This window comes from Isoptericola sp. NPDC055063, assembly GCF_053608125.1.
On sequence record NZ_JBSGUW010000017.1, the window covers coordinates 49,902 to 61,870 of the forward strand.

At 72.6% G+C, this 11,969-nt stretch carries 9 protein-coding genes; all 9 read left to right on the forward strand.

Translation table 11 applies throughout. The features are described 5' to 3' along the window. The first annotated feature begins 149 nt into the window (after window positions 1-149). The 9 genes from ACWF41_RS18980 to ACWF41_RS19020 all read left to right on the forward strand — a co-directional run bounded on the left by ACWF41_RS18980 (window position 150) and on the right by ACWF41_RS19020 (window position 11,826). On the forward strand, window positions 150-1,721 hold the full coding sequence (locus ACWF41_RS18980; RefSeq protein ID WP_380323690.1) for a sugar ABC transporter ATP-binding protein: 1,572 nt from the start codon (window positions 150-152) through the stop codon (window positions 1,719-1,721). Then, window positions 1,721-2,827, forward strand: a complete 1,107-nt coding sequence (locus tag ACWF41_RS18985) for an ABC transporter permease (RefSeq protein ID WP_380323693.1) — start codon at window positions 1,721-1,723, stop codon at window positions 2,825-2,827. Before ACWF41_RS18980 ends, ACWF41_RS18985 begins: the two co-directional genes overlap by 1 nt. Further along, entirely contained in the window at window positions 2,827-3,849 is a 1,023-nt protein-coding gene (gene yjfF / locus ACWF41_RS18990; protein ID WP_380323696.1) for a galactofuranose ABC transporter, permease protein YjfF, read from the forward strand. The genes ACWF41_RS18985 and yjfF overlap by 1 nt, the downstream gene beginning before the upstream one ends. A gap of 140 nt (window positions 3,850-3,989) precedes the next feature. Further along, window positions 3,990-5,006, forward strand: coding sequence for a LacI family DNA-binding transcriptional regulator (locus tag ACWF41_RS18995; RefSeq protein ID WP_380326758.1), 1,017 nt, complete (start codon window positions 3,990-3,992; stop codon window positions 5,004-5,006). Window positions 5,007-5,193: 187 nt separating this feature from the next. Further along, on the forward strand, window positions 5,194-6,858 hold the full coding sequence (locus ACWF41_RS19000) for a glycoside hydrolase family 13 protein (protein ID WP_380326755.1): 1,665 nt from the start codon (window positions 5,194-5,196) through the stop codon (window positions 6,856-6,858). A 64-nt stretch (window positions 6,859-6,922) separates the two neighbouring features. Next, the gene (locus ACWF41_RS19005; protein WP_380326752.1) at window positions 6,923-8,317 is read left to right on the forward strand and encodes an extracellular solute-binding protein; all 1,395 of its coding nucleotides are present in this window, start codon (window positions 6,923-6,925) and stop codon (window positions 8,315-8,317) included. A 2-nt stretch (window positions 8,318-8,319) separates the two neighbouring features. Beyond that, the gene (locus tag ACWF41_RS19010) at window positions 8,320-9,288 is read left to right on the forward strand and encodes a carbohydrate ABC transporter permease (RefSeq protein ID WP_380347062.1); all 969 of its coding nucleotides are present in this window, start codon (window positions 8,320-8,322) and stop codon (window positions 9,286-9,288) included. Then, complete coding sequence (locus tag ACWF41_RS19015; protein WP_380326937.1) at window positions 9,285-10,238, forward strand: carbohydrate ABC transporter permease; 954 nt, start codon at window positions 9,285-9,287, stop codon at window positions 10,236-10,238. Before ACWF41_RS19010 ends, ACWF41_RS19015 begins: the two co-directional genes overlap by 4 nt. A 97-nt stretch (window positions 10,239-10,335) precedes the next feature. Then, entirely contained in the window at window positions 10,336-11,826 is a 1,491-nt protein-coding gene (locus tag ACWF41_RS19020) for a helix-turn-helix domain-containing protein (RefSeq protein ID WP_380326940.1), read from the forward strand. Window positions 11,827-11,969: the final 143 nt, after the last annotated feature.

Below are 11,969 nucleotides of genomic sequence, written 5' to 3' on the forward strand. Positions count from 1 at the left end.
CGCGGGGCCTCTATACTCCCCCTATTCTTCCCTACTTTCCCCCCTTTCCTACCCCTCACGACCTTCCCTGTGGGGCCCCCCTCCCCCCCCCCGCACCGCCCCCACCGCACCACCACCGTGCACCCCTCGTGCTCCACGGAAGGTCAACGATGACGCACACGGACGCCGGCCCCGCCGGCAGCGCCCGGGGCGACGGCCCCGAGGAGGTGCGCCCCGTCGTCGAGATGACCGGGATCTCCATCGAGTTCCCGGGCGTCAAGGCGCTCGACGGGGTCGACCTGCGCCTCCTGCCCGGCGAGGTGCACGCCCTCATGGGCGAGAACGGCGCCGGGAAGTCCACCCTGATCAAGGCGCTCACGGGCGTCTACGGCATCGACGCGGGCGAGATCCTCGTCGACGGCGCGCCCCACCGGTTCGCCGGCCCCGGCGAGGCCCAGGCCGCGGGCATCGCCACCGTGTACCAGGAGGTGAACCTCTGCGAGAACCTCACGGTGGCGGAGAACATCATGCTGGGCAACGAGCCGCGGCGGCTCGGCGCCATCGACTGGCCGGCCACCCGACGCCGGGCCGCCGAGCACCTCGCGACGATGGGGCTCGACATCGACCCCGCCTCGTCGCTGGGCGCGCACTCGATCGCGGTGCAGCAGCTCGTCGCGATCAGCCGCGCGATGGTGGTCGAGGCCAAGGTGCTCATCCTCGACGAGCCGACCTCCAGCCTCGACGCCGGGGAGGTGGCGCGGCTCTTCTCCGTGGTGCGGCGCCTGCGTGACCAGGGCGTCGCCATCTTGTTCGTGTCGCACTTCCTCGAGCAGGTCTTCGAGCTGTCCGACCGCATGACCGTGCTGCGCAACGGCGCGAAGGTGGGGGAGTACCGCACCGCCGAGCTCAGCCGCACTGAGCTCGTCTCCCGCATGATCGGCCGCTCGATGGAGGCGCTCGAGGACCTCGAGGTCCGGACCGAGCACGCCGTCGACACCACGCGCGGCGCGCCGTTCGTCCAGGCCGTCGGCCTCGGCCGCCGCGGCTCCGTGGAGGCGTTCGACCTGGACGTGCACGAGGGCGAGGTCGTGGGCCTCGCCGGCCTGCTCGGGTCCGGGCGCACGGAGGTGGCCCGGCTCCTGGCGGGCGCCGACCGCGCCGACACCGGCACGCTGCGGATCAAGGGGGCGCTCGCGCGCCTGCGCACGCCGCGCGCCGCGATCTCCCGCCGGATCGCGTTCTCGTCCGAGGACCGCAAGGCCGAAGGCGTCGTCGGGGACCTCACGGTGCGGGAGAACATCGTGCTCGGCCTCCAGGCGGACCGCGGCTGGCTGCGGCCGCTGCCCGGCAAGCAGGTCGACGAACTCGTGCACCGGTACATCGACGCGCTGAACATCCGGCCCGCCGACCCCGACGCCCTCCTGCGCAACCTCTCGGGCGGCAACCAGCAGAAGGTGCTGCTGGCGCGCTGGCTCGCCACCGCGCCCGAGCTGTTCGTCCTCGACGAGCCGACCCGCGGGATCGACGTCGGCGCCAAGGCGGAGATCCAGCGCCTGGTGTCCGACCTCGCCGGGCGCGGCATGGCGGTGCTCTTCATCTCCGCCGAGCTCGAGGAGGTGGTGCGGCTCAGCCACCGCATCGCCGTCATGCGCGACCGCCAGAAGGTCGCCGAGCTGACCAACACCGACGACGTCGGCGTCGACGACGTCGTCGAGCTCATCGCGAGCGGAGGAGACCGCTGATGCCCACGTCCGCTGTCAACGGCCAGGCCGCCGGCGGCATCGGCGCGGTCGTGCGCCACCGCCTGTTCTGGCCGGTGCTCGCCCTGGTCGCGCTGCTCGCGGTGAACACCGCCGTGCGGCCCGGCTTCCTGTCCGTGTCGATCCTCGACGGCCACCTCTTCGGCTCGCCCATCGACATCCTGCGCAACTGCGCGCCGCTCATGCTCGTGGCTCTCGGCATGTCGTTGGTGATCGCCACCCGCGGCATCGACCTCTCCGTCGGGGCGGTGGTCGCGATCTCGGGGGCCGTCGCGCTCACGTACATCGCGGGCGCGCCGGACCCGGCCGCGCCGGTCACCGTGCTGGTCGCGATCGGGCTCGCCCTCGCCCTCGGCCTCGTGCTCGGCGTGTGGAACGGGTTCCTCGTGTCGGTGCTCGGCATCCAGCCGATCATCGCCACGCTCATCCTCATGACGGCCGGCCGCGGCGTCGCGATGCTCATCACCCAGGGGCAGATCACCACGGTCACCAGCGCGCCGTTCAAGACGCTCGGCGCCGGGTTCTGGGTCGGCCTGCCGGTCGCCACGCTGGTGGCGTTCGGCGTCTTCGCGCTCGTCGCACTGCTCGTGCGCCGTACCGCGCTGGGGATGCTCGTCGAGTCGGTGGGCATCAACCCGGCCGCGAGCCGGCTCGCGGGCGTGCGGTCGCGGACCATCGTCTGGACCGTGTTCGCGCTGTCGGGCCTCTTCTCCGCCCTGGCGGGCCTCATCCTGGCTTCGAACGTCATGGCCGCCGACGCGAACAACGCCGGCCTGTTCATCGAGCTGGACGCGATCCTCGCCGTCGTCATCGGCGGCACCTCGCTGGCCGGCGGCAAGTTCTCCCTCTCCGGCACGTTCGTCGGCGTCCTCATCATCGCGACGCTGTCGCTCACGGTGACGAACGTCGGCATCTCCCCGCTGGTGACGCCGCTGTTCAAGGCCCTCGTGGTCGCCGCGGTCACGCTGCTGCAGTCGCCGGTGATGCGGCGCAAGCTCTCCGAACGCACCCGACGGCGCGGCAGGACGGCGCCCGTCGCGCCCTCCGACAAGCCCGCGGACGTCTCCACGGACAAGGTGGTGGCCTGATGACGACCCTCGCATCCTCGCGCCGCGGGGCGCCGTCCCCGGACCGCGTGCCGGCCGTCGGCCGACGCTTCCGCCTCGACCGGCGCTACCTGCCGGTGGTCGGCACCCTCGTGGTGTTCGTGCTGCTGCTCGTGGTGGGCGGCGCCCGCTACGACAACTTCCTGTCCGTCGGCGTCCTCGCGAACCTGTTCATCAACAACGCGTTCCTCGTCGTGCTCGCGGTCGGGATGACGTTCGTCATCCTCACGGGCGGCATCGACCTCTCGGTCGGGTCCGTCCTCGCGCTGTCCGGCGTGACGGCGGCCTACCTGCTGCGGGCCGGCGTCCCGGCGGGGGTCGTGATCCCGCTGGTCGTGCTGATCGGCTCCCTGATCGGCCTGCTGGTCGGCGCCATGGTGCACGTGTTCGAGGTGCAGCCCTTCATCGCCACCCTCGCCGCGATGTTCTTCGCCCGCGGGCTGTGCTTCCTCATCGCCCCCGAGTCGATCCCCATCGACGACGACACGTTCGTGGCGCTCGCGTCGTGGGACACGTGGGCGGGCGGGCAGTGGCGCATCACGTCCAGCGTCGTGATCGCGCTGGTCGTGGTGGCGGTGGCGTTCTACCTGCTGCACTACACGCAGTTCGGCCGCACCGTCTACGCCATCGGCGGCGGCGAGCAGTCCGCGCGGCTCATGGGCCTGCCCGTCGCGCGCACCAAGGTGCTGGTGTACGTCATCAGCGGCACGTGCGCCGGCCTCGGCGGCCTGCTGTTCGCCATGTTCTCCCGGTCGGGCTACTCCCTGACCGGCGTGGGGATGGAGCTCGACGCCATCGCCGCCGTCGTCATCGGCGGCACGCTGCTGACCGGCGGCACCGGCTTCGTGCTCGGCTCGGTGCTCGGCGTCCTCGTGCTCGGCCTCATCCAGACGATCATCACGTTCGAGGGCACCCTCAGCTCCTGGTGGACCAAGATCGTCATCGGCGGGCTGCTGCTGGTCTTCGTGGTCCTGCAGCGGCTGCTGGCCCTGCGGCGCTCCTAGCGCGCGGCAGCATCGATCGTCGAACAGGCGGTTGCGCACCTTCTGAGCCCTCAGGACGTGCGCAACCGCCTGTTCGACACGTCCCCGCAAGGAGCGCAAGTCACGCAAGCGGCTTGCGTGATCGCGTGTACAGTCGAGGCATGTCGAGACGACTGGCCGACGTGGCCGCGAAGGTGGGGGTCAGCGAGGCGACGGTCAGCCGGGTGCTCAACGGCAAGCCCGGGGTGTCGCAGGCGACGCGGGACGCCGTGCTCACGGCGCTGGACGTGCTGGGCTACGAGCGGCCCACCAAGCTGCGCGGCGACCGGCCCCGGCTGGTGGGGCTGGTGCTCCCCGAGCTGGCCAACCCGATCTTCCCCGCGTTCGCCGAGGTCGTGGGCGGGGCGCTCGCGCAGCAGGGCTTCACCCCCGTGCTGTGCACACGCACCGCGGGCGGCATCTCCGAGGCGGAGTACATCGACCTCCTGCTGGGCCAGCAGGTCTCGGGCGTCATCTTCGCCGGCGGCTTCTACGCCGAGCGCGACGCGGACCACGCCCACTACGAGCGGCTGCAGGCCCTGAGCCTGCCCGTCGTGCTCATCAACGCCTCCATCGAGAGCCTCGACTTCCCGCACGTGTCGTGCGACGACCTGGTGGCGACGCACCAGGCGCTCGAGCACCTGGTGTCCATGGGACACACCAGGATCGGCCTGCTGCTGGGCCCGCGCGACCACGTGCCGTCCGAGCGCAAGCTCGCCGCCGCCCGCGCCTTCGCGGCGCGGCACGGCGTCGAGCTCCCCGACGAGCTGGTGGTGCACAGCCAGTACTCGTTGGAGAGCGGCCAGGCCTCGACGGGCCGCCTGCTCGACGCCGGCGCGACGGCGATCCTGTGCGCGTCCGACCCGCTCGCGCTCGGCGCGGTGCGCGCCGTCCGCCGCGCGGGGCTCGAGGTGCCGCGCGACGTCTCGGTGGTCGGCTACGACGACTCGGCGCTGATGAACTCCACCGACCCGGCGCTCACCACCGTGCGGCAGCCGATCGACGCGATGGGGCGCGCCGCGGTGGACATCCTTGCGAGCATGATCGCCGGCGCCGCGGTGTCGCGCGACGAGCTGCTGTTCGAGCCGGAGCTCGTCGTGCGGCGCTCGACGGCGGCGGCTCCGCGCGCCGCCGGCTGACCGACCCTTCCCTCCACCGCGCCACGGCCGGTCGGGCGACCCTCGTCGCCCGGCCGGCCGTTCGCGTGCACGGGGTTCCTGCGCGGCGATGATCGCGGTTTGATAACGAGTCTGTCGAGTTCTTGCGTGGTCTGCGTCGCCTGGTTACTGTCCTGCTCATCGACGACGACGTGGAAGGGGCTCATCGGTGAGCACGGGGCACGAGGCCGAGTGGTGGCGCAGCGCGGTGATCTATCAGGTCTACCCGCGCTCGTTCGCCGACGGGAACGGCGACGGCACGGGGGACCTGGCCGGGGTGCGCAGCCGCCTCGGGTACCTGCGGGACCTCGGGGTCGACGCGATCTGGTTCACCCCCTGGTACGTGTCGCCGCTCGCGGACGGCGGGTACGACGTCGCCGACTACCGCGCCATCGACCCGCAGTTCGGCACGCTCGCCGAGGCGGAGGCGCTCATCGCGGAGGCCCGCGAGCTCGGCATCCGCACCATCGTCGACGTCGTGCCCAACCACGTCTCGGACGAGCACCCGTGGTTCCGCGCGGCCCTGGCCGCCGGGCCCGGCTCGCCCGAGCGGGAGCGGTTCTGGTTCCGCCCCGGCCGCGGGAAGGACGGCGCCGAGCTGCCCACCCGCTGGGTGTCCGACTTCCAGGGCACCACGTGGACCCGCACGACGAACCCCGACGGCACGCCCGGCGAGTGGTACCTGCACCTGTTCGCGCCGTCCCAGCCGGACCTCAACTGGGACCACCCGGACGTGCGCCGCGAGCACGAGGAGATCCTGCGGTTCTGGTTCGACCGCGGCGCCGCCGGCATCCGCATCGACTCGGCCGCCCTGCTGGTGAAGGACCCGGAGCTGCCCGAGGTGCCGGAGCACCCGGGCCCCGGGGAGCACCCGCACGTGGACCGCGACGAGCTGCACGACGTCTACCGGTCCTGGCGCGCCGTGGCCGACTCGTACGACGAGCCGCGCGTCCTCGTGGGCGAGGTGTGGCTGCCCGACACCGCGCGGTTCACCCGGTTCCTGCGACCGGACGAGATGCACACGGCGTTCAACTTCGACTTCATGGCCCGCCCGTGGGACGCGAAGGCGCTGCGCGAGTCGATCACGACGACGCTCGACGCGCACGCCCCGGTCGGCGCGCCGGCCACCTGGGTGCTGTCCAACCACGACGTCACCCGCCCGGTGACGCGCTACGGGCGCGAGGACTCGTCCTTCGCGTTCGCCGCCAAGCGGTTCGGCACCCCGACGGACATCGAGCTCGGGCGCCGTCGGGCGCGCGCCGCGGCCCTCCTCGTGGCGGCCCTGCCCGGGGCGCTCTACGTCTACCAGGGCGACGAGCTGGGGCTGCCGGAGGTCGAGGACCTGCCGCTCGACGTCATCCAGGACCCGATGCACGACCGGTCCGGCGGCGTCGACCCCGGCCGCGACGGCTGCCGCGTCCCCCTGCCGTGGACGCGCGCGGGCAGCTCGTTCGGCTTCGGGCCCGACGGCGGCGCCGCGCCCTGGCTGCCGCAGCCGGCGGCGTGGGGCGAGCTGTCCGTCGAGGCCCAGGACGGCGACCCGGCGTCGACCCTCTCCCTGTACCGGCGCGCACTCGCGGCCCGGCGCGCCGAGCCCGCGCTGCACGGCGGCGGCCTGCGCTGGCTCGACGCCGTGGACGGCGCCGCCGTCGGCGACGACGTCCTCGCCTTCGCCCGGGGCGCCGCGGGGGACGACGCGCTGGTGTGCGTCGTGAACCTCGGGCCCGAGCCCGTCCCGCTGCCGCGCGGCGCCGCCGTCGTGCTGCACAGCGGCGACCCCCGCGAGCCCCTCGGCCAGGTCCCCACCGACCACGCGGTCTGGTTCCGACCGTGAGCACCTGCCCGTCCGAGCAGCACCACCCGCGGTTCCACCGATGGTTCCTCGAGAAGGAGTGACGATGAAGTCCACACGAAAGCCGGCCGCCCTCATCCTGGTCGGCGCGCTCACCACGGGCGCGCTCGCCGCGTGCTCCGGCGGGGGCGACCCGAAGGACGAGAGCACCAACTCGGCGGGGCAGGTCACCCTCTCGGTGGTCTCCCTGCTGCCCGGGTCCACGGAGGAGGCGATCGCCGCCTTCGAGGACCAGGTCGCGGAGTTCGAGAAGGCGAACCCCGACATCGACGTCCAGCCCGAGGAGTACGAGTGGAAGGCGACGACGTTCGCCGCCCAGCTCGCCGGCGGCACGCTGCCCGACGTCTTCGAGATCCCGTTCACCGACGCGCAGGGGCTCGTGGAGAACGGCCAGCTCGCCGACATGGACAGCCAGTTCCGGGCGCTGCCGTACGCGGACCAGTTCAACCCGACCATCCTCGAGTCCGGCACCGGCGAGGACGGGCACGTCTACGCGATCCCCGCGAAGAACGCCTACCCGGTGGCGCTGCACTACAACCGCCAGCTCTTCGAGTCGGCGGGCCTCGACCCCGACAGCCCGCCCACCACCTGGGAGCAGGTGCGCGAGTACGCGAAGAAGATCGCCGACGCGAACCCCGGCGTGGCCGGCTACGCCACGATGACGCAGAACAACACGGGCGGATGGCAGCTCACCGCGCAGACCGTCGCGCGCGGCGGCCGCACCGTCGAGGTCGACGCGGACCAGAAGGCCACGGCGACCCTCGACAACGCGGGCACCAAGGAGACCCTGCAGTTCCTCCACGACCTGCGGTGGGAAGACAACTCCATGGGAGGCAACTTCCTGCTCGACTGGGGGAGCATCAACCAGGAGTTCGCGGCCGGCCAGGTGGGCATGTTCACGTCGGGCTCCGACATCTACACGTCCCTGGTGCAGACCAACGCCGTCGACCCGGACACGTACGGCCTCGCGCCGATCCCGCTGTCCGACGCGCCGGAGGCCGCGACCCTCACCGGTGGCACCCTCGCGGGCGTGCCTGCGGGTGTCGACGACGCCGTCAAGGACGCCGCGATCAAGTGGATCGACTTCTTCTACCTCGACAAGCTGGTGGACGAGGACCGCGCCGTCGCCGACGCCGAGACCCTCGCGAAGAACGACCAGCCGGTGGGCACGCCCGTGCTGCCGATGTTCTCGAAGGAGCAGTACGAGCAGAACCAGAAGTGGATCGCGGACTACGTGAACGTCCCGCTCGACCAGATGACGGCGTTCACCGACACGATGTTCGACCTGCCGCTGGCGGGCGAGCCGTCGCAGAAGACGCAGGAGGTCTACGCGCTGCTCGACCCGATCGTGCAGGCCGTCCTCACGGACAAGGGCGCCGACATCGACGCCCTGCTCGCCGACGCGGACACGCAGGCCCAGGCGCTGCTCGACCAGGGCTGACCGTGACCGTCACCACCTCCTCTCCTCGCGGCGACCTCGCCGCACCCGCGCGGGCGGCCGGCACCGGCCGCCCGCGCCGGGGCCCCGCGTCGTGGCTGCGCGGCGGCGGGCTGCACAGCCTCGTCTTCCTGCTGCCGCTGCTGGTGATCTTCGGCGTCTTCTCCTGGTTCCCCATCGTGCGCGCGGTGATCATGAGCGTGCAGGAGACGAACCTCGTCACCGACCCGACGTTCGTCGGGCTCGACAACTTCCGGCACGTCCTGGCCGACCCGCTGCTGTGGAAGGCCGTGAAGAACACCCTGTACTTCGCGTTCCTCGCGCTGTTGTTCGGGTACCCCGTGCCGCTGGTCGCGGCCGTGCTCATGCGCGAGGTGCGGCGCGGGCGCGGGCTGTACTCCGCGCTCGCGTACCTGCCCGTCGTGGTGCCGCCCGTCGTCGCCGTCCTGCTGTGGAAGTTCTTCTACAAGGGCGGGCCCACCGGCGTGTTCAACACGGTCCTCGGCTGGGTGGGGCTCGGCCCGTACCCGTGGCTGCAGGACGCGTCGTGGGCGATGCCGTCGCTCGTGCTCGCGGCGACCTGGGCCGGCGCGGGCGGCACGGTGATCATCTACCTCGCCGCCCTGACGAGCGTGCCCGCCGAGCTGTACGACGCCTCCGAGGTAGACGGTGCCGGCCTGTGGCGCAAGATCTGGCACGTCACGCTGCCGCAGCTGCGCGGGGTCCTGTTCATCACCCTGATCCTGCAGGTCATCGGCACGGCGCAGGTGTTCCTCGAGCCGTACCTGTTCACCGGCGGCGGGCCGAACAACGCCACGGTGACCGTGCTGCTGCTCATCTACCGGTACGCGTTCCAGAACAGCCTCGGCGGCGACTACGGCGCCGCGACGGCGCTCTCGCTCATGCTCGCCGGCGTCCTCGCCGTCTTCTCGGTCCTCTACTTCCGGCTCACGCGGTCCTGGAGCACGTCATGACCCTCACCACCCCCGACCGCCCGGCCCCGTCGCGAACCTCGCGCCGTCGTCGGGCCGCCACCCCGTCCGACGACGGCGACCGCGGCGCGCTGTCCGCGCCCGACTGGCGCCGCCCGGCCGTGCGGTGGGGGATGGGCGGCACGCACGTGCTGCTGCTCCTGCTGCTCGTCATCGTGGGCCTCGGGCCGATGCTGCTCCTGGCGAAGTTCGCGGTCACGCCCACCCAGGACATCCTCCGCACGCCGATGGCGGTCTTCCCGCACGGCATCGCGTGGGAGAACCTCGAGCGGGCGTGGAACGACGTGCAGATCAGCCGTTACTTCATGAACACGGTGTGGCTGGCCGTGGGGTCCTGGTTCGTGCAGATCGTGGTCGCGACGACGGGCGGCTACGCCCTGTCGGTGCTGCGCCCGCGCTACGGCCGCGTCGTGCAGGCGCTCGTGCTGTCCACGATGTTCGTGCCCGCCGTCGTGCTCCTCGTGCCCCTGTACCTGACGATCCTCGACCCGCCGCTGCTCGGACGGTCCCTGGTCGACAGCTTCTGGGCCGTGTGGCTGCCGGCCGGCGCCAGCGCGTTCAACGTGCTGCTGGTGCAGCGCTTCTTCGACTCCCTGCCCCGGGAGGTCTTCGAGGCGGCGCGGGTCGACGGCGCCGGCCCCTACCGGCTGTTCTGGTCGGTGGTGCTGCCCATGTCCAAGCCCATCCTCGGCGTCGTCTCCGTGTTCGCCGTGATCGCGTCGTGGAAGGACTTCCTCTGGCCCCTGCTGGTGCTCAAGGACCCGGAGATCCAGCCGCTGTCCGTGCGGCTGCCCGCCATCGAGGCGTCGACCGACCTGGGCGTCTTCCTCGCGTCGCTCGCGATCGCGACCGTGCTCCCCGTGGCGATGTTCCTCGGGTTCCAGCGGCTGTTCCTGCGCGGCGCCGGCCTCGGGGGAGCGGTCAAGGGCTGACGGTTCACCCGCTGTGTCGTTGACGCCTGGATCGTCCGAATGCTGATATATGCGCAGATCTGACGTCTGCGCAGATCAGCGACCCCGGAGGAGCGACGTGACCCAGCACGACCCGACGACCGACACCCCGGGCCCCGCCCGGACCACGGTGCGCTACCGCGGTCGGCATCTGCCGATGGTCGCGGTCGTCGTCGCCGCCACCATCGCGACCGCCCTGGCCTACAGCGGCATGGTGCTCTTCGGCCTCGAGGTGGCCGGCATGTCGCCGGCCGAGGCGTACGCCCTCGCCGGCTTCCTCGAGGTCTCCCTCGTGGCCGTCGCCCTCATGGCGCGCAACGCCGCCCTCGAGGGCCGCCCGTACGGCGTTCTCCTCACCCTGACCTGGATCCTGTCGGGCACGTCCGGCATGTTCGCGGCCCTGCACGAGATCGCCGTGCCCGACGCCAGCATGCCCTACATGGTGGCGTTCCGGTTCGTGCCGCCGCTGGTCGCCGCGCTCATGTGGCACCTCGCCCTCGTGGGCGAGCGGCACCTCGTCACCGGGCACACCCTCGACGAGCGCCGCCGCGAGCACCGGGTGCACCAGTACGTCACCGCGCTCGAGGTGTGGCGCGACGCCCGCCTCGACAGCACCGGGAACCACGCCGGCATGCGCAAGGTGCGCGTGGCGCACCGCCGCCAGCGCGCGGCGCGGGACGCGGCCCTCAAGCTGCTGACGGTCGAGGACTTCGAGCGGCGCATGCAGGTGTGGGTGGAGCGGCTCGAGGCCGCCGAGCGGCACGGCAACCGGCTCGACCTGATCGGCGCCAGCTCCGTCGAGCGCGGCGTCAGCCGCGGGTCCGCCGGCGGGTCGCGGGCGGCGCGCTCGGCCGCCCCCGCCGCGCCGTCGCTCGCCGCCCTCGCCGCCACGGCTCAGCCGGTCGGGGTCAGCGGGGCCGCGGTCACCGCGCCCGCGCAGCAGCCCGGTCAGGTGCCGGTGGTGACCCGGACCGACGGGGGCCCCGCGGACGCGACCTTCGCCGACGAGTTCGAGGCGGCGCTCACCGGCGTGATCCCCACGGTGGAGGCCGGCGAGCCCCGCGCCGAGGGCGCGGCTGACGTCACCGTCGAGGCCTGGTTCGACGACCCGCGCGAGGACCTCGGTCACGACCCGGCCGCAGGCGTCACCCCCCACCTCACGGACGAACGGGCCGCGGACGAGCGGGCCGCCGAGGATGTCGCCGCCGACGTCGTCCCGCGGCCCGCGGACGTCGAGGCGGAGGCCGGGCTGCCGGGCACGCGCGAGCCGCTGCCGGAGACCGGGCACACCCGCCGGGTCGAGGTGTTCGACCTGCTGCGGCAGTCCGACCCCGGGCTCGACCCCGCCCTGGGCGGTGCGCTCGCGGAGCGGTCCGCGTTCCTCACGTCGCACGGCGCCCCCGCGGAGCCGGCGGCTCCGCAGGAGGCGGACGCCCTGCCCGCGTCGGACCGAGACCGCCGCATCGTCGAGCTGTCCGGCGACGGCCTGACGCACCGCGAGATCGCCGAGCAGGTCGAGGTGTCGCCCTCGACGGTGAGCCGTGTCGTGAAGAGGTACGCCCCGGCCTGACGACCCCGTGACGCCGAACAGGCGGTTGTGCACGTTCTGAGACCTCAGAACGTTCACCACCGCCCGTTTTGCCGCCAGGGAAGGGGTTGGGCGCGGGTAGGAGGGCGCGAGCATCCCCCCGAAGGCGGGTCCCGAATCTGGGG

What these genes read in the sequence shown, in the direction of transcription:
- yjfF (WP_380323696.1), top strand. Translation starts at nt 2,827, where the DNA reads ATGACGACCCTCGCATCCTCGCGCCGCGGGGCGCCGTCCCCGGACCGC.
- ACWF41_RS18980 (WP_380323690.1), top strand. Translation starts at nt 150, where the DNA reads ATGACGCACACGGACGCCGGCCCCGCCGGCAGCGCCCGGGGCGACGGC.
- ACWF41_RS19005 (WP_380326752.1), top strand. Translation starts at nt 6,923, where the DNA reads ATGAAGTCCACACGAAAGCCGGCCGCCCTCATCCTGGTCGGCGCGCTC.
- ACWF41_RS18995 (WP_380326758.1), top strand. Translation starts at nt 3,990, where the DNA reads ATGTCGAGACGACTGGCCGACGTGGCCGCGAAGGTGGGGGTCAGCGAG.
- ACWF41_RS18985 (WP_380323693.1), top strand. Translation starts at nt 1,721, where the DNA reads ATGCCCACGTCCGCTGTCAACGGCCAGGCCGCCGGCGGCATCGGCGCG.
- ACWF41_RS19015 (WP_380326937.1), top strand. Translation starts at nt 9,285, where the DNA reads ATGACCCTCACCACCCCCGACCGCCCGGCCCCGTCGCGAACCTCGCGC.